Consider the following 22,915-nt stretch of genomic DNA (forward strand, 5'->3'; position numbering starts at 1 on the left):
AATATATATAACTTCATTATAAATAATTAAGTGTAGTTTGTATAGAGAGAAGTAATATTTAAAATTTCGATGTGTTGTTCTTGTATTTGAAATGTGTATTATGTTAAATTAATACCTGGTATTAAAAGTGTAATTTAAATGAACATTAAAATTAAGATTAAGAAGGTGTACAACCATGGATGTGGGTATTAAAGGTTTTGGTGCATACGCACCTGAAAAAGTTGTAGAAAATACCTATTTTGAATCATTTTTAGAAACTTCAGATGAGTGGATTTCTCAAATGACTGGTATTAAAGAGCGTAGATGGGCAGATGAAAATGAAGAAACTTCTGACATGGCTTATCAAGCGAGCTTAAAAGCAATCGAAGATGCAGGGATTGAAGCTTCAGAAATTGACATGATTATTGTGGCGACATCAACAGGCGATTTTCCTTTTCCAACCGTCGCTAACATTTTACAAGAAAAATTAGGTGTTGGTAAAGTTGCTTCCATGGATCAACTTGCAGCATGTAGTGGCTTTATGTATGCAATGATTAATGCAAAACAATTTGTACAATCTGGTGATTATAAAAATATATTAGTTGTCGGTGTAGATAAGTTGTCTAAAATTACTGACTTTACTGATCGTTCAACAGCCATTTTATTTGGAGATGGCGCTGGTGCAGTAGTTATTAGTGAAGTATCAGAAGGCCGTGGTATTTTAAGTTATGAACTAGGTTCAGATGGTTCAGGAGCAAAACATTTATTTTTAAATCCAGAAAATGGCAAAATATTTATGAATGGTCGTGAAGTATTTAAGTTTGCTGTAAGAATCATGGGGGAAGCGTCAACAAATGCTGTGGCTAAAGCAAATTTAAGCCCAGACGACGTTGATATGTTCGTACCACACCAAGCAAACATTAGAATTATGGAATCTGCTAGGGAACGTTTAGGTATACCAAAAGAAAAAATGAGTGTTTCTGTAGATCGATTCGGTAACACATCAGCAGCATCTATTCCATTAAGTATCGCCCAAGAATTAGAAAATGGCAAAATTAAAGATGACGATGTCCTTGTATTAGTTGGTTTTGGTGGCGGCTTAACATGGGGTGCTGTCACACTAAGATGGGGAAAATAGGAGGATAAATTATGAGCAAAGAACAGCGTGTTGTAATAACAGGAATTGGCGCATTATCACCTCTAGGCAACGATGCTAAATCATCGTGGGATAACGCATTGAAAGGTGTTAATGGTATTGATAATATTACAAGAATAGACACAACAGATTACAGTGTTCATTTAGCTGGAGAACTAAAAGATTTTAATATAGAAGATCATATTCCGAAAAAAGAAGCACGCAGAATGGATCGTTTCACTCAATATGCAGTAGTAGCTGCTAGAGAAGCGGTTCAAGATGCTAAACTTGAAATTAACGACAACACTGCTAATAGAATAGGAGTATGGATTGGTTCAGGTATTGGTGGTATGGAAACATTTGAAATTTCTCACAGTCAATTAATCAATCGTGGTCCAAGAAAAGTGAGTCCATTTTTTGTACCAATGCTTATACCTGATATGGCTACTGGTCAAGTATCTATTGATATTGGGGCCAAAGGTCCAAATGGTTCAACGGTAACAGCTTGTGCAACTGGTACAAACTCAATCGGAGAAGCATTTAAGATTATTCAACGTGGCGATGCAGATGCAATGGTTACTGGTGGTGCTGAAGCTCCGATCACACATATGGCAATCGCAGGATTTAGTGCTAGTCGTGCGTTATCTACAAACGATGATAAAGAAACAGCATGTCGTCCTTTCCAAGAAGGTCGTGATGGATTCATCATGGGTGAAGGTGCTGGTATTGTAGTATTAGAATCTTTAGATTCAGCAAAAGCACGTGGAGCTCAAATTTATGCAGAAGTTGTAGGATATGGCTCAACTGGAGATGCATATCATATTACAGCTCCGGCGCCACAAGGTGAAGGCGGTTCTCGTGCTATGCAAGCAGCTATGGATGATGCTGGTATTGAAGCCAAAGACATTCAATATCTTAATGCGCATGGTACAAGTACGCCAGTGGGTGACTTAACTGAAATTCAAGCCATTAAAAATACATTTGGTGAAGCTGCTTCTACATTAAAAGTAAGCTCAACTAAATCAATGACAGGCCACTTACTTGGTGCAACAGGTGGTATTGAGGCAATCTTTTCTGCGCTTTCTATTAGAGATAGTCGTATTGCACCTACAATTAATGCGAATACACCAGATCCAGAATGTGATTTAGATATTGTTCCTAACCAAGCAGAAGATTTAAATATTACTTATGCAATGAGTAACAGCTTAGGTTTCGGTGGGCATAATGCAGTAATTGTATTGAAAAAATTTAGTGACTAAAATTGTATAATAGTCAAATACTGTTATGTTATAAATATTAAAATAAACCAAACACTATGTTTTTAGTGTTTGGTTTATTTTGTGTTCAATGATATTTTGAAAGTTTTCCTTAAAATTTTAACTTCTATTTTATTATTTTTTAAAATATGAAGATTAATCTTCATGGTACTCCTTATTATTATGAATTAAACTTCTTTAAATGAATATAAAATTTTGGATTATTTAAAGTATTGAAAATTATGCTTATTGGCAAGATTATCATTTAAAAGTATAATTTATTTAATAATCATCTATTAACAATATACGTTTAATGTATAATAGTAAACATTCATGAAATGAACAAGGGGGTATATAAGATGAAAAGATTTTTGACCCTATCCACGACATTAAAAACACGGCTTATAGCAGATTTTATCTTGATTATTGCAAGCCAAGCGATTTTACCTTTTTTGGCATTATATTTAACTAGTAAAGTAAATGCGGTATTTGCCGGTGTTTTCTTAATTGCAAATCTAATAGTAAGTTTTATTGTATCCTTCATAGGTGGATATATTGGAGATAATTATAATAGGAAGAAAGTGGTGAATTACATTCATTTTCTGTATGCAATCTGTCTTATTATTTTAAGTATAACCGTTACTATGGATGGGATAGGATTAGTTGTATTTTGTGCGACAGTCTTTATATTTGAAATTATGTTTGCAGCGAGCGAACCTATCTTTGAGGCAGCGATTATGGATGCAATTTATGAAGAAGTTCGCGAATACGTTTATCAACTAAATTATTGGATGTTTAATATAAGTACAGCAATTGGTATGGTGCTAGGCGCTCTACTCTATTTAGGTCATAAACGATTATTATTTGTGATTTTTTTCGTAGCAATGCTCATAAGTTGGTACCTTTTTGAGAAATACTATGATGTTGAGCAAGTATATAATAAAAAAGAAGAGTTAACTTCTAAATTTAAACATTTTATAAATAGTTACCATACTGTTATTAAAGATAAATATTTTATGATGCTAAATTTAGGCTATATGTTAGTTATTATGGCTGAGTTAAGTTTAAATTCTTACGTTGTAGTGAGATTGAAGTCTGATTTTGACACTTTAAACTTTTTTGGTTTTTACATAGATGGAGTGAGAATGTTTACTGTTATTATGATAATCAACACACTTGTTGTAGCTACATTAACTTTTACAGTAAATAGAGTTGTGGAATCAACATCCAAAAGAATTGCATTTATTTTAGGTATTATATTATATACTGTTGGTTATAGTGTGCTAACATCTGCGAGTTCATTTTGGATTTTATGCTTATTCTCAATGATTGCTACATTAGGGGAATTGATATACTCACCTATACAAAATGCACAAAGATTTTTAATGATACCAGATGATAAACGAAGTACATACAATACATTTGGTATGGTTTCGTTTTATGGTGGTAACTTATTAGCACGTTCTGGATTAATTATAGGGGCTTTTGTTTTACCATGGATGATGTCGATATACGTTGCAATCGTTGTTTTAATAGGGTTTGTATTGTTATATTATGCTTTGTTTTGTAACCCGAATATTGAAACGAAATAATAAAAAAGAGAGCAAGAAATCATTGTTGGCTATAATGATTTAGTAGAATTAATCTGTTTTTAGTAAAGATATAATCATTTTCTGTTCATATAATGCATTAGTCCGAGACAACTAGTTATGTCTCGGACTAATTTTTTGTTTTGAATGTTTGTTAGCATTACAAAAAATATATAACGTATCACTATTTTAATTAAATTAACCAATTAGGTTGGGCTTTAAATTGAAAATGATATGACGATTGTGAGTATTAAATAAAATAAATTAAAACTAAATGCAATTTTCACCCATGGAGAGACAAAATAGTCATCTTTTTTGACTTGCTTAGGTTTGAAAAATTCATCATTTTCCATGGTATCTTTGTGCTTTTTACTTGAAAGCTGATATTTTAGTCTTCTAAAACCATAACTTGTAGGGTCGAAAATACCTTCTTGTACGATGATAATAATAAAAAAGAATACGGTTAACGAAATAGATATATAGAAGAAAATATTAATGAAATAGATTAAGGTATGTGAAACGAAAAACCAAAATAGCAAAGAAAGAATTGGTGTTAAAAGTGCCCAACCAAGTATTGAAGTTAAATTTTTCATTATTTTGTCTCCTTTAATTAATAAATTTATTGTAACTTAAAATTACTTAGAAATGAATAATAATTGATGGAATTTCTTTTACAACAATACTTATAAGATTAATAAATTTATTTAAAAAAAGATTCCTTTAATAATGTAAAGTAAAACAATGTTGATTAAAATATGAACTAAAAGTATAATGTTATTAAATATTTCTGAATATTTTGAAGGGAATGTTTATTCTGAAATTAAAGGGGGATAAAATATGCTTAAGTATATTATGAAGCGTTTAGGGTATATGATTTTGTCATTATTCATAATCATAACGATCACGTTTTTCTTAATGAAGTTAATGCCAGGCTCGCCATTTAATGATGAAAAATTAAATGAAGAGCAGAAACAAATTTTAAATGAAAAATATGGTCTGAATGATCCGGTACCTGTACAGTATGCCAGTTATTTAAAGAATGTTGTTACGGGGGACTTTGGTAACTCATTCCAATATGACAATCAACCTGTTTGGGATTTAATAAAACCTAGGTTATTACCATCGTTTGAGATGGGGATGACGGCGATGGTTATCGGAGTAATACTAGGTTTGATTTTGGGGGTTATAGCAGCAGTACGGCAAAACACCTGGGTGGATTATTCTGCAACGGTAATTTCGGTTATTGCGGTTTCAGTACCTTCATTTGTGTTAGCAGTATTATTACAGTATGTCTTTTCAGTAAGATTACAATGGTTTCCTGTTGCTGGTTGGGAAGGGATATCAACAGCAGTGCTACCTTCACTAGCTTTATCTGCAGCAGTACTGGCAACCGTGGCTAGATACATAAGAGCGGAAATGATTGAAGTATTAAGTTCAGATTATATCTTGTTAGCACGCGCCAAAGGTAATTCAACAATGAGAGTTTTATTCGGTCATGCATTAAGAAATGCATTAATTCCAGTTATAACAATTATAGTACCGATGTTAGCGAGTATACTAACGGGTACATTGACAATTGAAAATATCTTTGGCGTGCCTGGTTTAGGGGATCAATTCGTTAGATCAATAACGACAAATGATTTCCCAGTTATCATGGCTACGACAATTTTATTCAGTACACTATTTATCGTTTCTATTTTCCTTGTAGACATATTATATGGTGTTATTGATCCACGTATTCGTGTACAAGGGGGTAAAAAATAATGACTGATAAAAGAGATAAAAAATTAAATGATGATCATTCAAATGCAGTGATGACTACTACCTCTGAAGCTATTCCAGCATCTGATTTTATTAGAAGTAACAACGATATAGAAAAAGAACCAGAAATGCAAAGAGAGAGCAAAAACTTTTGGCAAGATGCATGGACGCAATTGAAACGGAATAAACTCGCAGTAGTAGGTATGATTGGTTTAATTATTATTGTGTTATTAGCGTTGATAGGGCCGCTGTTAAGTTCACATGATTATGCTGAACAAGATGTTGAACGTCGTAACTTACCAGCTAAAATACCAGTGTTAGATCAAATTTCATTCTTACCTTTTGATGGTGAAGGCGCACAAGGCGTTGATGCTTATAAAGAAGCTGGCGTTAAAGAGAATTTCTGGTTTGGTACAGACCAATTAGGTAGAGATTTATGGTCAAGAACATGGCAAGGTGCACAAGTGTCATTATTTATTGGTGTTGTCGCTGCCTTACTAGATATATTTATAGGTGTCATTTATGGAGCGATATCAGGATTCTTTGGTGGTCGGTTAGATAATGTCATGCAACGTATTATAGAAATAGTTGCTTCTATTCCAACACTTATTGTTGTGATTTTATTTGTATTGATCTTTGAACCATCTATATGGACGATTATTTTAGCGATGGCTATAACAGGCTGGATTGGTATGAGTCGTGTCGTTCGTGGAGAATTTTTAAAATTAAAAAATCAAGAATTTGTTTTGGCATCGAAGACATTAGGAGCATCAAAATTTAAATTAATTTTCAAACATATCTTGCCTAACACGTTAGGGGTTATCGTAGTTACTTCAATGTTTACAGTACCTAACGCAATATTCTTTGAAGCATTCTTAAGCTTTATTGGTATTGGGGTACCTGCACCAAGAACATCATTAGGTTCATTGGTAAATGAAGGAAGAGCAATGTTGCTCATCCATCCGCATGAATTATTTATACCAGCATTAGTATTGAGTTTATTGATTTTATTCTTCTATCTATTTAGTGATGGATTACGTGATGCATTTGATCCGAAAATGCGTAGATAATAAAAGGAGGCAACAGATATGTCAGAAAGAATATTAGAAGTTAGTGATTTGCATGTTTCCTTTGACATCGACGCAGGGGAAGTGCAAGCGGTAAGAGGCGTTGACTTTGTTATCGATAAAGGGGAGACATTAGCAATTGTTGGTGAATCTGGTTCAGGTAAATCGGTAACAACGAAAGCTATTACTAAATTATTTCAAGGTGACGCCGGGAGAATTAAAAAAGGACAAATTAATTTCTTAGGTGAAGATTTAGCTAAAAAGTCAGAACAAGAATTAATTAAATTACGTGGTAAAGATATTTCTATGATTTTCCAAGACCCAATGACATCATTAAATCCAACAATGAAAATTGGGAAACAGGTAATGGAACCACTAATTAAACATAAAAATTATAATAAAGCGGACGCTAAAAAAAGAGCGTTAGAAATTTTGAATCTAGTGGGCTTACCGAATGCTGAAAAACGATTTAATGCATATCCACATCAATTTTCAGGTGGACAAAGGCAAAGAATCGTAATAGCAACAGCACTCGCATGTGAACCTAAAGTGCTTATCGCAGATGAACCTACTACAGCACTCGATGTGACTATGCAAGCACAAATATTAGAACTTATGAAAGAGCTTCAACATAAAATTAGCACCTCTATTATATTTATTACACATGATCTAGGTGTTGTAGCAAACATAGCGGATAGAGTTGCTGTTATGTATGGCGGCCAAATGGTAGAAACAGGTGATGTAGATGAAATATTCTATGATCCTAAACATCCATATACTTGGGGATTGCTTTCCTCAATGCCAGATTTATCAACAGGTACAGATACAGAGTTACTAGCAATACCGGGTACACCGCCTGATTTGCTACACCCACCAAAAGGCGACGCATTTGCGGACCGTAGTCAATTCGCTTTAGACATTGATTTTAAGACACCACCACCGTGGTTTCAAGTATCGCCAACACATTTTGTAAAATCATGGTTATTGGACGAGCGTGCGCCTCATATAGAACCACCTGAAATGGTCAAAAAACGTTTGCGTAATATGCCGAATAACTTTGGTAAACCACAACAGGTAGAAAGGGTGTCGTTCAATGGAGAATAGTAATGAGCTATTATTGCAAGTGAAAAATTTAAAACAATATTTTAACGAAGGTAAGCGAAATGAAGTTAGAGCTATTGAAAATATTTCTTTTGATGTATATAAGGGCGAAACTTTTGGACTTGTTGGTGAATCTGGTTGTGGAAAGTCAACAACAGGCAAAGCAATTATTAAATTAAATGACATAACAGATGGCGAGATTTTATATGAAGGTGTAGATATCCAAAAAATTAAAAACCGTAAAGATTCTTTGAAATTCAATAAAAAAATTCAGATGATTTTCCAAGATCCTTATGCTTCATTAAATCCAAGGCTTAAAGTAATGGATATCGTAGCTGAAGGTATTGATATACACAAACTTTCAACAGGGGTAAAAGACCGTAAAAGACGTGTTTATGATTTGCTAGAAACTGTTGGTTTAAGTAAAGAGCATGCCAATCGTTATCCCCATGAATTCTCAGGTGGACAACGTCAACGTATAGGAATTGCAAGAGCATTAGCAGTGGAACCGGAGTTTATTATTGCCGATGAGCCTATTTCGGCATTAGATGTATCAATTCAAGCTCAAGTGGTAAATTTATTATTGAAATTACAAAGAGAGCGTGGCATTACATTCTTGTTTATTGCCCATGATCTATCGATGGTTAAATATATCTCAGACAGAATTGCAGTTATGCATTTTGGTAAAATTGTAGAAATAGGTAGTGCAGATGAAATTTACAATCATCCAATGCATCCATACACAAAATCATTACTTTCTGCTGTACCTCAGCCTGACCCTGAAAGTGAAAGAGTTAGAAAAAGAACTCACTTTAAAGAAGATGACACTAAAAATAGTCAACGATCGTTACATGAAATTAGAGCAAGTCATTATGTATTTACCACAGATGAAGAAGCTGAAGAATTAAAATCTCAATCACAAGCAGCTTCTGTTTAACAGGGAAAGGGGGGAATATGATGAAAAAATTCAAGTTCTTAATTATTTTAGTAGCACTATCAGTTGTGTTAGCAGGTTGTGGTAACGCTGAAGGGGTGTACTCAGATAAAGGTCAGGTATTTAGAAAAGTGATACCACAAGATATTTCTTCATTAGATACGGCATTAGCTACTGATACAGTTTCATTTGATATATATAATCAAGTATATGAAGGGCTATATACTTTAGACGAAAATGATAAAGCTAAACCAGGTGTCGCAAAAGCTATGCCCAAAGAAAGCAACGGCGGTAAAACTTTGACAATTGATTTACGTAAAGATGCAAAATGGTCAAATGGAGATCCAGTTACGGCGCATGATTTTGAATTTGCGTGGAAACGCGTCGTTAATCCAGACACGGCATCTGAATATGCTTATATTATGTATGATTTGAAAAATGCTGAAGAAATAAATATGGGCAAAAAAGAAGTAGATGAGCTAGGCGTTAAAGCAGTAGATGACCACACGTTGAAAGTAGAATTAACAAAACCTATACCATATATGAACGAGATGCTGGCCTTTGCAACGTTTATGCCACAAAATGAAAAAGCTGTGAAGAAAGCCGGGCAACAATATGGCACTACAGCTGATAAAACAGTATTCAATGGACCATTTAAAGTCAAAGATTGGAAAGTTGAAGATAAAATACAACTTGTTAAAAATGATGATTATTGGGATAAAAAAGCAGTGAATTTAGACCGTGTAAATTATAAAGTGTTGAAAGACCAGCAAGCAGGGGCCTCATTGTATGATACAGGTTCTATAGATGACACAACGATTACAGCTGATCAAGTAGATAAATATGCAGATAACCCTGGATTAAAGAAACGTTTATTAGCAAGTACATTTTATATTAAATTAAATCGAGACAATGTACCGGAATTTAAAAACAAAGACTTAAGATTAGCAATTTCACAAGCTATCAATAAAGAAGGCTATGTAAATTCAGTTAAAAATAATGGTTCTGAGGCTACAGATGGTTTTACTTCTAAATTAACAGCTAAAACACCAGACGGTAAGGATTTTACCGAATCAATCGATTCGCCATTAACATATAATCCAAAAGCAGCAAAACAACATTTAGAGAAAGCCAAAAAAGATTTAGGGATCAAAGAATTAACATTTACAATGAATACAGAAGATACTCCAGATGCAAAAATATCAGCAGAGTATATTAAAGCGCAAGTTGAAAGTAATTTGCCAGGAGTTACATTGAAAATTAAACAATTACCATTTAAACAAAGAGTGAACCAAGAACATTCTGAAACATTTGAAGCATCATTATCTGGTTGGGGCCCAGATTACCCAGATCCATTAACATTCTTGAATATTATGACTACAGGTAATCCATCTAATAATACGGGATGGGGTAATAAAGAATTCGATAAATTAGTTAAAGATGCCAATGGCAAATTATTGAAGAAACCGGAAGAACGTAATGCAGCTATGAAGGAAGCAGAGGAGTTACTATTAGCAGAAGCACCAGTTGCACCAATATACCAAAAAGGGGAAGCGCACTTAACTAACCCACAAGTTAAAGGTTTGGTATATCATCAAATTGGTGGAGATACAACACTAAAACATGTGAAAATTGATAAGAGTATCGATCCTAAAACTGGTAAAAAGAAATAAAAAATAAGCATTAAAAAAGGAGAATCCAATGTACTGGATTCTCCTTTTTATATTGTGGGCATTTTAAGGTCAATAACTTATCTTTTACGACCTAAGCCCATAGCTTTTTCCATTTTTTTCAATGTTTTAAATGAGACTTTTTGTGCTTTATCTCTACCATTATCTAAAATTGTATCAAGCTCATCAGAATTGAAATAGTATTCATACTTTTCTTGGAAATTAGTTAAAAATGATTTTACGATTTCTGCTAAATCTGCTTTAAACACACCATAGTTTGAGTCTTTATACTTTTCTTGAAGTGAATCAAGCGATTCATCAGTTAAGCTTGAATAAATAGATAATAAATTAGAAATGCCAGGTTTATTTTCACGATCAAATTTAATGATACCGTCAGAATCGGTTACAGCACTTTTAATCTTTTTAGCGGCAACATTTGGTTGATCAAGCAATGAGATAAAGTTCTTTTGGTTGTCATCACTTTTACTCATTTTTTTAGTTGGATCTTGAAGACTCATCACACGGCCGCCAACTTTTGGCATACGGATTTCTGGTTTGATTAATACATCATTATAACGAGAGTTAAATCTGTCTACTAGATTACGTGTTAACTCCATATGTTGTTTTTGATCATCACCAACTGGCACGATATTAGTGTTATAAATAACAATATCAGCAGCCATCAAAGGTGGATAAGTTAACAATCCGGCTGGTACGCCTTCAGTTTGTTTTACTGCTTTATCTTTAAATTGCGTCATACGTTCTAGTTCGCCAATTGAAGAAATCGTAGTGAGCATCCAACTAGCTTGAACATGCGCAGGCACTTCAGATTGTATAAATAGTGTTGATTTTTCTGGGTCTATGCCAGAAGCTAAATAGATTGCAGCAAGTTGTCTAATTTGTTTACGAAGCTTTAATCGATCTTGGGGTACCGTTATTGCATGCTGGTCAACGATACAAAAGAAACAATCGTAATCATCTTGTACTTCACCAAATTGTTTCAATGCGCCAATGTAATTACCGATTGTTGGAATCCCACTAGGCTGGATACCTGAAAATAATGTTTCCATTTTATGAGGCCTACTTTCTGAAATTTAATTTAATACACAATACGTTTATTATAACAGTATTTCAATCATTTGTAAGTTATGTTAAACTACATGTACATCAATATTTCTAGTTGAATTTATTGAGAAATACTTTTATTTTAAATTTTTTGAAAAAAATTAGAGAATTCTCATTTAATTTTAATGTTGAAAGGGTATACTTTCATTGTAAGGTTAAGGAAGGCGAAGAAAACTATAAAGTTTCCTAATCATATAAATATTGAAATCAAATGAATTTACATTCATGAAAAATAGGAGAGTGAGATGTATGGTAACATTATTTACTTCACCAAGTTGCACATCTTGCCGTAAAGCGAAAGCATGGTTACAAGAACATGACATTCCGTATACGGAGCGTAACATTTTTTCAGAACACTTAACAATTGACGAAATCAAACAAATTTTAAAAATGACTGAAGACGGTACTGATGAAATTATATCTACACGTTCTAAAACATACCAAAAATTAAATGTAGATATTGATGCATTACCACTTCAAGATTTATATTCAATTATTCAAGATAACCCTGGTTTATTACGTCGTCCAATTATTTTAGACGAAAAACGTCTACAAGTTGGTTATAACGAAGATGAAATCAGACGTTTCTTACCTAGAAAAGTTCGTACGTTTCAATTGCAAGAAGCGCAACGTATGGTTGACTAAGACAAATTATAAGTGAAATAAATAAACCTTAAACCATAAAGTAATGAATTAAAAGTTACTTTATGGTTTTGTTATATTTAACATAACAAATATTCAGGGGCTTAGGTCAAACGCAAAGGTTGCCTAAGTGAAAAAATAGATTTAATATAGAGATAAGTTAATTTTGACGCAGCACGCTTGAATAGTTAGTGCTGTTTTTTTGGCTAATATAAGGGTATATGTTAATATAAGATACTAATTGGAATTTAGTGAAATTTAATCAAACAAATCAATTGTAATTATTGCTATGTTCTAATACAATATGATTACTATTCATCGACTGTAAGGAGTGAGATGATATGAGAATAGAGCGCGTTGACGATACTACCGTTAAATTATTTATAACATATAGTGATATTGAAGCAAGAGGGTTTAAACGTGAAGATTTATGGACTAATCGCAAACGTGGAGAAGAATTCTTTTGGAATATGATGGAAGAAATTAATGAAGAAGAAGACTTTGTTGTTGAAGGCCCGTTATGGATTCAAGTACATGCTTTTGAAAAAGGTGTTGAGGTGACGATATCTAAATCTAAAAATGAAGATTTGATTAATATGTCAGAGGACGATAGTGAACAGCTTGATTACCAAGTAAATGATTTATTATCACAGACGTTTGATCAAGACGATAGTTTAGAAGATTTATTTGAGCAACGTCAACAACAGAAAGAAAATAGCCATAGCCAAGAACGCAACGACCATAAGCAACAAAATACACGTACCGTTATTGTTAAATTTAGTGATTTAGAAGAAGTAATCGATTATGCACATCACAACGATCAAGTGACAGATGCATTTGAAGATTTATTATATAGTCTTAACAATATTTATTATTACGCTGTGCACTTTGACGAAAATGTAGATCAAGAAACAATTAATGATAGTTATAGTCAATTACTTGAGTTCGCATATCCTACTGATAAATCAGAAGTATATTTAAATGACTACGCAAAAATAATTATGAGCCATAATGTCGCTTCGCAAGTGAGACGTTATTTTCCAAACACTGCAGAATAATTAATATGAATAAAATTATAAAGAACAACATAACCATTTCTACAATTAATTTGTAATATATAGAGTTATGTTTTGTTTAAAAAGATTTAAAACCAACAAAGCTTATGTTTTGTTGGTTTTTTTATATCATTATATCAAGTGAGTATATAGTACAGTTTATTAAAGTAATTTGTGTGAAATCACCGTGTATACTAAATGAGGTGATTTAAATATGTTATATGCCAAGGATAGCAACGACACATTAATGATTGCACGTAATGCTAATAAAAACGGTGATTATCACTGTCCATATTGTAAAAACAAAGTTGTTTTAAAAAATGGGTCAATAAAAGCATCACATTTTGCTCATTTACATAAAAATTCAAACCTTTGTAACAAGAGTGAGACATACGAACACTATATGTTTAAATACGAATTAGCACAAAAATTGAATGAGTTAAATTTTTATGTAGTGATTGAACCATATATATCACAGTGCTATCAATATCCAGATTTAATTATTAATAATAAAATTGCGGTTGAAATTCAATTTTCAAATATAACAATTGATAATATTAAAAAACGAAGCAATGCTTTAGCTAAAATTGGTTTTGATGTTGTTTGGATTATCGGTAAATTGAAATATAATAAAAGGACGAATATATTGACTTTAAATAAGTGCGAACGGGCGTATATTGATTTGAAAAAAAGGCAACTATTTTCATGGCATAGTGATACGTTTGTATTATATAGATATAAAATAGTCCAATTTATTGGAGGGAATCGTTTTATAGCACATAGGGAACAACTTTCCTATAAACAATTTACATATTATTTTTATACAAGTGATTCTGTAATGTTACCATGTAATTTTAAATTAACGCACTCTGCGATTAAACAATACATTAAGAATTGCAGACGTCAATGCTCTGTTAAAGAGCCTAGTTTAAGCGTTATTTATAATTTGCAATTAGGGGAAACATGGATTTGTGAAAATTTAGGCATAGTGTATCCAGAGCAGATATTTATACAATCCCATCCTATTTATTGGCAATTACAATTGATGAATAGAATTGATAAAAATAAAATTAATGTAAGGGAATTTTCGAATACTATTAAATATAATGAATTTTATAATTATGAAGTTAATAGACTGTTAATAGCTCAAAGAATTGTTCACAAATTTCAAAAATCATATCAAAATATTGGGTATAATAACGTGCAAAATTGAGCCTTACATGAGAAAATTATAGTATTGAATTTAATAGGAGGTTTACTAAAATTATGACACAACAATTAACAAGAGAAGAACAAGAACGTAAATATCCTGAATATACATGGGATTTAACTACCATATTCGAATCGGATGAAGCTTTTGAAGAAGCTTTTAAAGAAGCAGAGCAAAATTTAGGAAAAGAACAACAATTTAAAGGTCATTTAGCTGATAGTGCTGAAACTTTATATCAAGCATTAGCTTTAGAAGATGAATTAGGTTCTAAATTAGAAAAAGTTTATGTATATGCACATTTAAAGCAAGATCAAGACACAGCAAATGATAAATATACAGGCTATGAAGCGCGTGCGCATCAGTTAATAATTAAGTTTAGTTCAGGTTGGAGTTTCTTAGTACCTGAAATTTTACAAATTGATGAAGATAAGATCCAATTATTTATTGAAGAAAATGACGATTTGAAACAATACGCATTTGATTTGAAATTAATAAATGAAAAGCGTCCACATGTCTTGAGTGCAGACAAAGAAAAATTACTTACTGAGGCACAAGATGCTTTATCAACTGCTGACAATGTATATGGTATGTTCAGTAATGCAGACTTAGAATTTGATGATGCTATTGATAAGGATGGTAATCGTCATTCTCTTACACAAGGTACATTTATAAAATGTTTAGAATCAGATGACCGTATATTGAGAAAATCTGCATTTGAAAATTTATATAAAGCTTATGGTGCATACAATAACACTTTAAGTGCTACATTAGCAGGAGAAGTTAAAAAGAATGTATTTAATGCGCGTACACATAATTATGAATCTGCAAGAGCAGCAGCTTTAAGTAATAATCATATTCCAGAAGCTGTTTATGATAATTTAGTAAAAACAGTACACAAATATTTACCATTATTGCATCGTTATACAAAATTACGTAAGGAATTATTAGGTCTAGAAGACATGAAAATGTACGACTTGTATACTCCTTTAGTTAAAGATGTGAAGTTTGAAATGCCATACGAGGAAGCGAAAGATTGGATGGTTAAAGCTTTACAACCTATGGGCGAAGAATACATGGAAGTAGTAAATGAAGGATTAAATAATCGTTGGGTAGACGTATTTGAAAATAAAGGTAAACGTTCAGGTGGCTATTCTTCAGGTGCACATCTAACAAATCCATTTATTTTATTAAATTGGTCAAATACTGTGTCTGATTTATATACGTTAGTACATGAATTTGGTCATTCTGCTCATAGTTATTTTAGTCGTAAAAATCAACCATCTAATTCAAGTGATTATACAATATTTGTCGCGGAAGTAGCATCTACATGTAATGAAGCTTTACTAAGTGATTATATGGATAAACATTTAGATGATGAACGTAGGTTATTATTGTTAAATCAAGAACTAGAGCGTTTCCGTGCCACTTTATTTAGACAAACGATGTTTGCTGAATTTGAACACAAAATACATCAAATAGAAGAAGGGGGAGAACCGCTGACAGCAAATCGTATGAACGAAGAATATGCTGAATTAAACCGTGTTTATTTTGGTGATTCAGTTGAAACGGATGAAGATATCAGCAAAGAATGGTCAAGAATCCCTCACTTTTATATGAACTATTATGTGTATCAATATGCAACAGGATATAGTGCTGCACAAAGTTTAAGTCATCAGATATTAACTGAAGGTCAACCAGCAGTAGATAGATATATTAATGAATTCCTGAAAAAGGGTAGTTCAAATTACCCAATTGAAATCTTGAAAAATGCTGGGGTAGATATGACAACACCTGAACCAATTGAACAAGCTTGCCAAGTATTTGAACAAAAATTAGATGCTTTTGAAAAGCTAATGAAAGCTTAGTATGAATGTATTCGGTTACAATATGACAAGTTTGTGACAAACTGAACTTATTTAATTTAAAAGGTTGAAAGGTGTATTTTACCGTGTTATATTATAAACATGAAATTAATCACATAACAAACATACCCCTTTGTTTGAAGTGAAAAATTTCTCCCATCCCCTTTGTTTAGCGCCGTGTAATCAGACACGGCGTTTTTTTTTATGCCCTTTTAAATTATCCTTCTAAAAATGAGTATAATTGAATAACTATTCAATAAACTTTAAGTGAAAAAAGATATAGAAAAACAAAAAACGATGATTTTTACTGTGTTTCGTAAAAATCATCGCTTTTAATTTGATCATTTTATTTATGTTAAAATTTAATTCATAAAGGGGATTTAGTTAAATCTTAATCACATTAATTTTTAGCTTTCCAAAATTTACCATCTGGTGATTTAAGTTTTTCAATTTTTTGTTGTATTGCTAACTTTTTCAGCTCTTTATTCATTAATTTTTCTGGCCACTCATATATTGTTAGTAACTCTTCTTTAGTAACTAATTGTTGTTGTTGGATGTATTCTTCAAGACTTGGTGGTAATTCTTTTTCTATTGTTGAACCAATGAGTTCGTTAATAATATAAGTGTAAATATGATAAGGGTATAGTCCTTCTACTTTTAACCCTTCTTCGTGAACGTCTTCGCTAAAGAATACAAGGGAAGGGGCTTCTTCAATTTCCATTTCTCGTGCGATATGCAAATCTACTTGTAAACTTTCTTTCAAACAGTTACTTTGCAAATCTTCTTTAAAAACTTCGTAGTCTAGTCCTGCGTTACTGATACAATTATTAACCATCGATTCTGTAATAATATCTCGCTTTGGTATAATCTCATTTTGTACAAGATGTATAAAACGCTCCGCACGTATTCGTCCTTGAAGCTCAGCAGCTTTATATGCAAGTGCGATATTATCTAAATCAGATGTACTTTGCGCTTGGCATTTAGTCAAAACGCGTAATGATGGGTTCAATATATGTCTAATACTTATATATTGTTTATACTCAATGCGCAATTTAGAAAGGATTGCAGATAATTTAAAACATTCCTTACTGAAAGGATCAAAAAAGGAATAAATTTCTATCTTACTAACAGGTGAAAGATTTACATCTTCACGACTATTGGGTTGTATTAATCTTAATTCTTCAGTCATGTCTATTCCACCTACAATTAATTTTCGGAATTAACCATGTGATTCGCTGTTAAGCGTAATCTCTCGTATAAATAATCACCGACACCTTCGGGAAAATTAGCATGCTGTATGGCTTTATACATATTTTCGAGCCAAGCATCGCGTTCATGATTTGTTATAATAAAATCTAAATGACGTCTTTTCAACATTGGATGACCATGTTCTTGTGTATAAAGATTTGGCCCACCTAGGAATTGAGTCAAAAATTGTTTTTGTTTTCTACTTGTTTCAGAAAAGTCTCCAGGAAACAAATGATTAATTCTACTATCTTGTTCAACTAAGTAATAAAAGTAATCAATCATCTCATATAAGGCTTTTTGGCCAATGATTTCGTATGGTGTTTGCGTCATAATATCACCGTATTCTGTTAATATAATACTAATATAACATGAATTTTTACATTTGGAAGTAATTCGACTTTTTGCAATTGCATGTAATTAGTTATGATATAAATTTGATTTACGATTAAAAAATCTTTGTACTTTGTTAGATGGAATTTCATGTTTCATATTAAATTTTTCAAGGATTGATTTAAATTGAATTAAACCTTCATCATAATCTTCTACTTCATATTCTAATTCATAGTCTTCGCAATCTAGGTAAGTACTTTTATCAAGCACAAGTAAGTTTCCATTTATTTCTTTCTCTAAACGTTCAGTTTTAAGTGAACCTAGAATAATTAATTGACTTAAATCAATATCCATTTTTATAAGTTGATCTGCAATTTCAGAAGGCAACGATTGTTCTGGAATAAGTTTGTCTAATTTAGGAACGATATGTGTTTCAAAATTGTATTCAGTAAGACCGACTTCAGCTGGTATTTTTAATGTCATCTCTAGGTATTCATCTTTTACTCGAATTCTTAAAGCTGATTTATGATTTTTTAAATCAAAATCCGGCGTATCAATATAGTAATTTGTTTGTTTAAAAGACTCAATTTCTCTGAAATAGATTTTATGAATAGCATTGTATTGTGCTTCTGTTAACAATTGTTTGAATTCAATCTCGTTGTTTGTTGCCACTATAATCTCTCCTTCTGATGCGTATGTTCCTTTATTTTAAAACACTTTTTATTTAATTTAAATTGAACTGCATTTGTGATTACATAAATAGTTGAAATTGATAGCTTAATGTTGTTATAACATTATCTTGGAACATGTTATGTAGCATGAAATTATGTTAAAATAATGAAGAATAAGGAGGAACAAGCATGCGTATTTATGTGAATGAAATAAAAATTACAGAAGATAGTATTAATTGCTATACAGAACAATCCACAGAAGGATTACAAGAAGCAGGACAAATGCTTGTTGATAGTGATAATTATAGCTTTGCATATATATTAGACGATGGACAAAACTATTCTTATTTGATATTTGTTCAAGAAACATGGTCTATGTTACATGAAAACAAAGGCAAGAAAATTATCGTTAATGACGACTTAGAATTAAAACAATTCGAAAATGAGTTTAATTACATATTGGATAACATTCAGGGTAATTCAAATTATGGTAAGGAGTTTGTTTCCGTTGTAGAGGACATTTTCGAATTAGATTGAAGCGGAGTGAGGCACAATGAATCAATGGGATCAGTTTTTATCTCCATATAAACAAGCGGTAGACGAATTGAAAATTAAATTAAAAGGGCTTAGAAAACAATACGAAGTAGAAGATAATGCATCTCCTATAGAATTTGTAACAGGCCGAGTCAAACCTATGACAAGTATTATTGATAAAGCTAATAAACGCCAGATCTCTTTTGATCGTTTACATGAAGAAATGTATGATATTGCAGGTTTGCGTTTAATGTGTCAATTTGTTGATGATATTGATATTGTGGTTAATTTATTAAGACAGCGTCAAGATTTTAAAGTTGTAGAAGAGCGGGATTACATTAGTAATACCAAACAAAGTGGTTATCGTTCATTTCATGTTATTATTGAATATCCTATTGAAACATTAAATGGAGAAAAGAAAATATTAGCAGAAATTCAAATTAGAACGTTGGCTATGAATTTTTGGGCAACGATAGAACATACTTTGAGATATAAATATGATGGAGATTATCCACCAGAGATTCAACATCGATTAGAAAGGGCTGCAGAAGCGGCATTTTTGCTAGATGAAGAGATGTCAGAAATAAAAGAAGAAATTCAAGAAGCTCAGAAATATTATTCTAAAAAGCGTGCGAAAAAGCATAATAATGACTAGGGGATGTTACGATGCGTTACACGATTTTATCTAAAGGTGATTCAAAATCTAATGCTTTAAAACATAAAATGATTAACCATATGAAAGATTTTCAGATGGTTGAAGATCCGGATAATCCAGAAATCGTAATTTCTGTTGGTGGGGACGGAACACTGTTACAAGCTTTTCATCAGTATAGTCATATGCTATCTCGTTGTGCGTTTGTAGGTGTTCATACAGGGCATTTAGGTTTTTATGCTGATTGGGTGCCACATGAAGTTGAGAAACTTATAATTGAGATTAATAACTCTGAATTCCAAGTTATTGAATATCCCTTGTTAGAAATGATAGTACGTTATAATGATAATGGATATGAGACACGTCATTTAGCATTAAATGAAGCTACTATGAAAACTGAAAATGGTTCGACCTTAGTTGTCGATGTGAATATTAGAGGTAATCAATTTGAACGCTTTAGAGGTGATGGTTTGTGTATTTCAACGCCATCAGGTTCTACAGCATATAATAAGGCACTAGGAGGCGCATTAATACACCCATCATTAGAAGCTATGCAAATTGCTGAAATTGCATCAATTAATAATCGTGTATTTAGAACAGTAGGCTCTCCTTTAGTCTTACCAAAACATCATACATGTTTAATAACACCAGTTAATCATGATACTATTTTAACGACGATTGACCACGTTAGTATAAAACATAAAAATGTTAACGCGATACAATATCGCGTTGCAAATGAAAAAATTCGATTTGCTAGATTTAGACCATTTCCTTTTTGGAAAAGGGTACACGACTCGTTCATCTCGAGTGGAGATGATGAGTAAATGAAATTTACTTATATGATACAGCGACCAGAAATGGTTCGCACATTTTTACAGCAACAAGAGTTTTCTAAACGGACGATAAGCGCCATTAAGCATAATGGCGCTTTATTAGTTAATGGACAACCAGTTACCGTCAGAAAGCAATTAGCTATAAATGATATTTTAGAAGTATTTTTAAGTGAAGAAACACCTAGCCCTAACTTAAATCCATTTTACGACACATTAAATATTTTATATGAAGACTCATATTTAATTATTGTGTCGAAATCTGCCCAACAAAATTGTGCACCTTCTAGAGATCATTTACATTTTAGTTTAGTAGAGCAAGTGTTGGGTTATTTTAATGATAGAAAGATATCATTGACCCCACATATTGTTACGCGTTTAGACCGTAATACTTCAGGGATTGTTGTGTTGGCCAAGCATGGATTTATTCATCATTTAATGAACCAAATTAAAATTGATAAAAAATATTTATGTATTTGTCAGGGGTTATTAGACGGTGAAGGTTTAATTGATGCTCCTATTGCAAGACATCCTGAAAGTATTATTCAGCGCCAAGTCAGTCGTTTAGGAAAGGCCTCACAGACTAGATATGAAGTGCTCGAACATATAGGCAACCGCACCTTATGTGAAGTGAAATTGCTGACAGGAAGAACGCATCAAATACGTGTGCATTTTCAACATATCGGTCATCCATTAGTGGGTGATGACTTGTATGGTGGTAAAGATGAAACTTACCATCATCAATTATTACGTTGTATCCAGATATCATTTATACATCCAATTAAAAATCAAAAGATTGTAATAAACGATAGATATGACGCGATTGAAACTATATTTAATATGATATAATTTAAAAGAACTATGGAGGTGGGGCTAATGGCTAATGAAAAAGAGTCAATCACATTAGAAGATGAACAAGTATATAATAAAGTATTGCTAGATGATTTGTTGATTAATAATCATATTGACGAATTTAGAGATGAATTCTTATCTATGCATACATATGAACAAAGTGAATACTTTGAAGATAGCGATGAAGATATACGACAACGTATTTTTGAAGTGCTATCGCCAGAAGAAGTTGCCGATTTCTTTGAACAATTAGAAATCGATGAAGATGAATATGAAGCATTATTTGATACGATGGATGCTAATTATGCTAGTAAAATTTTAGAAGATATGTCTTACGATAATGCCGTAGATATTATGAATCAGTTGTCTAAACAAAAGACAGTTAGTCTCCTCACATTAATGAAGCGTGAAGACGCTAAAGAAATTAAAGCGTTATTACATTATGAGGAAGATACTGCCGGTGGTATCATGACCACTGAATATATCTCGTTGAAAGCAACAATGCCTGTAAAAGAGGCGCTTATCCATGTAAAAGAACAAGCACCTAATGCAGAAACTATTTATGTTATTTTTGCAGTGAATGATGATAAACAATTAGCTGGCGTACTCTCACTTAGAGACTTGATTGTAGCTGAAAACGATGCGTATATTGAAGATATCATGAGTGAGCGTGTCATTAGTGCAAATGCAGCTGATGACCAAGAAGACGTCGCTCAAAAAATGAGAGACTATGATTTTATAGCTATGCCAGTTGTTGACTATCAAGACCATTTACTTGGTATTATCACAATCGATGATATTTTAGACGTTATGGACGAAGAAGCAAGCGAAGATTATTCTCGTTTAGCCGGTGTCTCAGACGTCGACGCTACAAATGATTCTGTAATTAAAACAGCAAGAAAAAGATTACCTTGGTTGATTATCCTTACATTCTTAGGTATGATTACGGCGACTATTTTAGGATCATTTGAAGATACATTATCAAAAGTTGCATTATTAGCTGCATTTATTCCAATTATTAGTGGGATGTCTGGAAACTCGGGTACACAATCACTTGCCGTTTCTGTTCGTAACATTTCAACGGGTGAAATTGATGAACAAAGTAAATTTAAGGTAGCATTAAGAGAAACAGGAAGTGGATTTTTAAGTGGATTGGTTTGTGCAATCTTGTTATTTATCATTATTATGGTCTTATACGGCCAACCAATCTTAGCAACCATTGTAGGTAGTAGTTTAACAATTGCGATGACAGTGGGGACATTAGTAGGTTCAATGATCCCGTTGGTGATGAACAAATTAAAAATTGACCCTGCAGTTGCAAGTGGTCCTTTTATCACTACTATTAATGATATTGTCAGTATGTTGATTTATTTTGGATTAGCAACATCATTTATGTCTTACTTAACATAAGG

General features: G+C 32.3%; 22 protein-coding genes. 17 read left to right on the forward strand and 5 right to left on the reverse strand.

Features of this window, described 5'->3' with window-relative positions:
* Nucleotides 1-175: 175 nt before the first annotated feature.
* From J5E45_RS11950 to J5E45_RS11960, 3 genes are all read left to right on the forward strand, one after another.
* Nucleotides 176-1,117 (forward strand): beta-ketoacyl-ACP synthase III, encoded by a 942-nt coding sequence (locus J5E45_RS11950; RefSeq protein WP_039067777.1) that lies wholly within the window; start codon nucleotides 176-178, stop codon nucleotides 1,115-1,117.
* An 11-nt stretch (nucleotides 1,118-1,128) separates the two neighbouring features.
* Entirely contained in the window at nucleotides 1,129-2,373 is a 1,245-nt protein-coding gene (gene fabF / locus J5E45_RS11955; protein WP_039067776.1) for a beta-ketoacyl-ACP synthase II, read from the forward strand.
* A gap of 356 nt (nucleotides 2,374-2,729) precedes the next feature.
* Nucleotides 2,730-3,962, forward strand: a complete 1,233-nt coding sequence (locus J5E45_RS11960; RefSeq protein ID WP_039067775.1) for an MFS transporter — start codon at nucleotides 2,730-2,732, stop codon at nucleotides 3,960-3,962.
* A gap of 215 nt (nucleotides 3,963-4,177) precedes the next feature.
* Here the strand turns inward: J5E45_RS11960 and J5E45_RS11965 are convergent, their stop codons facing one another.
* Entirely contained in the window at nucleotides 4,178-4,552 is a 375-nt protein-coding gene (locus J5E45_RS11965) for a DUF3899 domain-containing protein (protein ID WP_069792449.1), read from the reverse strand.
* A 244-nt stretch (nucleotides 4,553-4,796) separates the two neighbouring features.
* On the opposite strand from J5E45_RS11965, the gene opp3b reads away from it, so the two are divergent.
* Genes opp3b through J5E45_RS11990 form a run of 5 tightly spaced genes read left to right on the forward strand, consistent with a single transcriptional unit; the run spans nucleotide 4,797 to nucleotide 10,495 of the window.
* Complete coding sequence (opp3b, locus tag J5E45_RS11970; RefSeq protein WP_039067772.1) at nucleotides 4,797-5,723, forward strand: oligopeptide ABC transporter permease; 927 nt, start codon at nucleotides 4,797-4,799, stop codon at nucleotides 5,721-5,723.
* Nucleotides 5,723-6,790 carry an oligopeptide ABC transporter permease gene (gene opp3C, locus J5E45_RS11975; protein WP_039067771.1) on the forward strand — a complete coding sequence of 356 codons (1,068 nt, stop codon included), beginning with the start codon at nucleotides 5,723-5,725 and terminating at the stop codon, nucleotides 6,788-6,790. Before opp3b ends, opp3C begins: the two co-directional genes overlap by 1 nt.
* 18 nt (nucleotides 6,791-6,808) lie before the next feature.
* Nucleotides 6,809-7,891 carry an ABC transporter ATP-binding protein gene (locus J5E45_RS11980; protein WP_039067770.1) on the forward strand — a complete coding sequence of 361 codons (1,083 nt, stop codon included), beginning with the start codon at nucleotides 6,809-6,811 and terminating at the stop codon, nucleotides 7,889-7,891.
* Complete coding sequence (locus J5E45_RS11985; RefSeq protein ID WP_039067768.1) at nucleotides 7,881-8,825, forward strand: ABC transporter ATP-binding protein; 945 nt, start codon at nucleotides 7,881-7,883, stop codon at nucleotides 8,823-8,825. Before J5E45_RS11980 ends, J5E45_RS11985 begins: the two co-directional genes overlap by 11 nt.
* A gap of 20 nt (nucleotides 8,826-8,845) precedes the next feature.
* Nucleotides 8,846-10,495: a peptide ABC transporter substrate-binding protein gene (locus J5E45_RS11990; RefSeq protein WP_039067767.1), complete on the forward strand. Its 1,650-nt coding sequence runs from the start codon at nucleotides 8,846-8,848 to the stop codon at nucleotides 10,493-10,495.
* A gap of 77 nt (nucleotides 10,496-10,572) precedes the next feature.
* Here J5E45_RS11990 and trpS read toward each other — a convergent pair whose 3' ends face one another.
* Nucleotides 10,573-11,562 (reverse strand): tryptophan--tRNA ligase, encoded by a 990-nt coding sequence (trpS, locus tag J5E45_RS11995; RefSeq protein WP_039067766.1) that lies wholly within the window; start codon nucleotides 11,560-11,562, stop codon nucleotides 10,573-10,575.
* A 304-nt stretch (nucleotides 11,563-11,866) separates the two neighbouring features.
* Here trpS and spxA point away from each other — a divergent pair, with 304 nt between their 5' ends.
* The 4 genes from spxA (at nucleotide 11,867) to pepF (ending at nucleotide 16,389) form a co-directional block, all read left to right on the forward strand.
* Nucleotides 11,867-12,262 (forward strand): transcriptional regulator SpxA, encoded by a 396-nt coding sequence (gene spxA, locus J5E45_RS12000; protein ID WP_002483765.1) that lies wholly within the window; start codon nucleotides 11,867-11,869, stop codon nucleotides 12,260-12,262.
* Nucleotides 12,263-12,600: 338 nt separating this feature from the next.
* Nucleotides 12,601-13,317 carry an adaptor protein MecA gene (gene mecA, locus J5E45_RS12005; RefSeq protein WP_039067765.1) on the forward strand — a complete coding sequence of 239 codons (717 nt, stop codon included), beginning with the start codon at nucleotides 12,601-12,603 and terminating at the stop codon, nucleotides 13,315-13,317.
* Between the two features lie 211 nt (nucleotides 13,318-13,528).
* Entirely contained in the window at nucleotides 13,529-14,527 is a 999-nt protein-coding gene (locus J5E45_RS12010) for a competence protein CoiA (protein WP_039067763.1), read from the forward strand.
* A gap of 53 nt (nucleotides 14,528-14,580) precedes the next feature.
* Entirely contained in the window at nucleotides 14,581-16,389 is a 1,809-nt protein-coding gene (gene pepF / locus J5E45_RS12015; RefSeq protein WP_039067762.1) for an oligoendopeptidase F, read from the forward strand.
* Between the two features lie 397 nt (nucleotides 16,390-16,786).
* Here the strand turns inward: pepF and yjbH are convergent, their stop codons facing one another.
* The 3 genes from yjbH to J5E45_RS12030 all read right to left on the reverse strand — a co-directional run bounded on the left by yjbH (nucleotide 16,787) and on the right by J5E45_RS12030 (nucleotide 18,636).
* On the reverse strand, nucleotides 16,787-17,575 hold the full coding sequence (gene yjbH, locus J5E45_RS12020) for a protease adaptor protein YjbH (protein WP_039067761.1): 789 nt from the start codon (nucleotides 17,573-17,575) through the stop codon (nucleotides 16,787-16,789).
* Nucleotides 17,576-17,592: 17 nt separating this feature from the next.
* Nucleotides 17,593-17,964, reverse strand: a complete 372-nt coding sequence (locus J5E45_RS12025; RefSeq protein ID WP_039067759.1) for a truncated hemoglobin YjbI — start codon at nucleotides 17,962-17,964, stop codon at nucleotides 17,593-17,595.
* Between the two features lie 87 nt (nucleotides 17,965-18,051).
* The gene (locus tag J5E45_RS12030; RefSeq protein WP_039067758.1) at nucleotides 18,052-18,636 is read right to left on the reverse strand and encodes a CYTH domain-containing protein; all 585 of its coding nucleotides are present in this window, start codon (nucleotides 18,634-18,636) and stop codon (nucleotides 18,052-18,054) included.
* A gap of 188 nt (nucleotides 18,637-18,824) precedes the next feature.
* Here J5E45_RS12030 and J5E45_RS12035 point away from each other — a divergent pair, with 188 nt between their 5' ends.
* From J5E45_RS12035 to mgtE, 5 genes are read left to right on the forward strand one after another with little or no spacing between them, the layout of a single operon-like run.
* A complete protein-coding gene (locus J5E45_RS12035) occupies nucleotides 18,825-19,172 on the forward strand; it encodes a UPF0738 family protein (protein ID WP_017722300.1) in 348 nt (115 codons plus the stop codon).
* A gap of 16 nt (nucleotides 19,173-19,188) precedes the next feature.
* On the forward strand, nucleotides 19,189-19,824 hold the full coding sequence (gene yjbM / locus J5E45_RS12040) for a GTP diphosphokinase (protein ID WP_017722299.1): 636 nt from the start codon (nucleotides 19,189-19,191) through the stop codon (nucleotides 19,822-19,824).
* Between the two features lie 11 nt (nucleotides 19,825-19,835).
* Nucleotides 19,836-20,645 (forward strand): NAD kinase, encoded by an 810-nt coding sequence (locus tag J5E45_RS12045; protein ID WP_039067757.1) that lies wholly within the window; start codon nucleotides 19,836-19,838, stop codon nucleotides 20,643-20,645.
* Nucleotides 20,646-21,500 carry an RluA family pseudouridine synthase gene (locus J5E45_RS12050; RefSeq protein ID WP_039067756.1) on the forward strand — a complete coding sequence of 285 codons (855 nt, stop codon included), beginning with the start codon at nucleotides 20,646-20,648 and terminating at the stop codon, nucleotides 21,498-21,500.
* Nucleotides 21,501-21,527: 27 nt separating this feature from the next.
* The gene (mgtE, locus tag J5E45_RS12055) at nucleotides 21,528-22,913 is read left to right on the forward strand and encodes a magnesium transporter (protein WP_039067754.1); all 1,386 of its coding nucleotides are present in this window, start codon (nucleotides 21,528-21,530) and stop codon (nucleotides 22,911-22,913) included.
* The last annotated feature ends 2 nt before the right edge of the window (nucleotides 22,914-22,915 follow it).

It is taken from the genome of Staphylococcus shinii (genome assembly GCF_017583065.1).
GTDB lineage: Bacteria > Bacillota > Bacilli > Staphylococcales > Staphylococcaceae > Staphylococcus > Staphylococcus shinii.

Coding starts and splice junctions, on each gene's coding strand:
- J5E45_RS11950 (WP_039067777.1), top strand. CDS start 176: ATGGATGTGGGTATTAAAGGTTTTGGTGCATACGCACCTGAAAAAGTT.
- fabF (WP_039067776.1), top strand. CDS start 1,129: ATGAGCAAAGAACAGCGTGTTGTAATAACAGGAATTGGCGCATTATCA.
- J5E45_RS11960 (WP_039067775.1), top strand. CDS start 2,730: ATGAAAAGATTTTTGACCCTATCCACGACATTAAAAACACGGCTTATA.
- J5E45_RS11965 (WP_069792449.1), bottom strand. CDS start 4,552: ATGAAAAATTTAACTTCAATACTTGGTTGGGCACTTTTAACACCAATT.
- opp3b (WP_039067772.1), top strand. CDS start 4,797: ATGCTTAAGTATATTATGAAGCGTTTAGGGTATATGATTTTGTCATTA.
- opp3C (WP_039067771.1), top strand. CDS start 5,723: ATGACTGATAAAAGAGATAAAAAATTAAATGATGATCATTCAAATGCA.
- J5E45_RS11980 (WP_039067770.1), top strand. CDS start 6,809: ATGTCAGAAAGAATATTAGAAGTTAGTGATTTGCATGTTTCCTTTGAC.
- J5E45_RS11985 (WP_039067768.1), top strand. CDS start 7,881: ATGGAGAATAGTAATGAGCTATTATTGCAAGTGAAAAATTTAAAACAA.
- J5E45_RS11990 (WP_039067767.1), top strand. CDS start 8,846: ATGAAAAAATTCAAGTTCTTAATTATTTTAGTAGCACTATCAGTTGTG.
- trpS (WP_039067766.1), bottom strand. CDS start 11,562: ATGGAAACATTATTTTCAGGTATCCAGCCTAGTGGGATTCCAACAATC.
- spxA (WP_002483765.1), top strand. CDS start 11,867: ATGGTAACATTATTTACTTCACCAAGTTGCACATCTTGCCGTAAAGCG.
- mecA (WP_039067765.1), top strand. CDS start 12,601: ATGAGAATAGAGCGCGTTGACGATACTACCGTTAAATTATTTATAACA.
- J5E45_RS12010 (WP_039067763.1), top strand. CDS start 13,529: ATGTTATATGCCAAGGATAGCAACGACACATTAATGATTGCACGTAAT.
- pepF (WP_039067762.1), top strand. CDS start 14,581: ATGACACAACAATTAACAAGAGAAGAACAAGAACGTAAATATCCTGAA.
- yjbH (WP_039067761.1), bottom strand. CDS start 17,575: ATGACTGAAGAATTAAGATTAATACAACCCAATAGTCGTGAAGATGTA.
- J5E45_RS12025 (WP_039067759.1), bottom strand. CDS start 17,964: ATGACGCAAACACCATACGAAATCATTGGCCAAAAAGCCTTATATGAG.
- J5E45_RS12035 (WP_017722300.1), top strand. CDS start 18,825: ATGCGTATTTATGTGAATGAAATAAAAATTACAGAAGATAGTATTAAT.
- yjbM (WP_017722299.1), top strand. CDS start 19,189: ATGAATCAATGGGATCAGTTTTTATCTCCATATAAACAAGCGGTAGAC.
- J5E45_RS12045 (WP_039067757.1), top strand. CDS start 19,836: ATGCGTTACACGATTTTATCTAAAGGTGATTCAAAATCTAATGCTTTA.
- J5E45_RS12050 (WP_039067756.1), top strand. CDS start 20,646: ATGAAATTTACTTATATGATACAGCGACCAGAAATGGTTCGCACATTT.
- mgtE (WP_039067754.1), top strand. CDS start 21,528: ATGGCTAATGAAAAAGAGTCAATCACATTAGAAGATGAACAAGTATAT.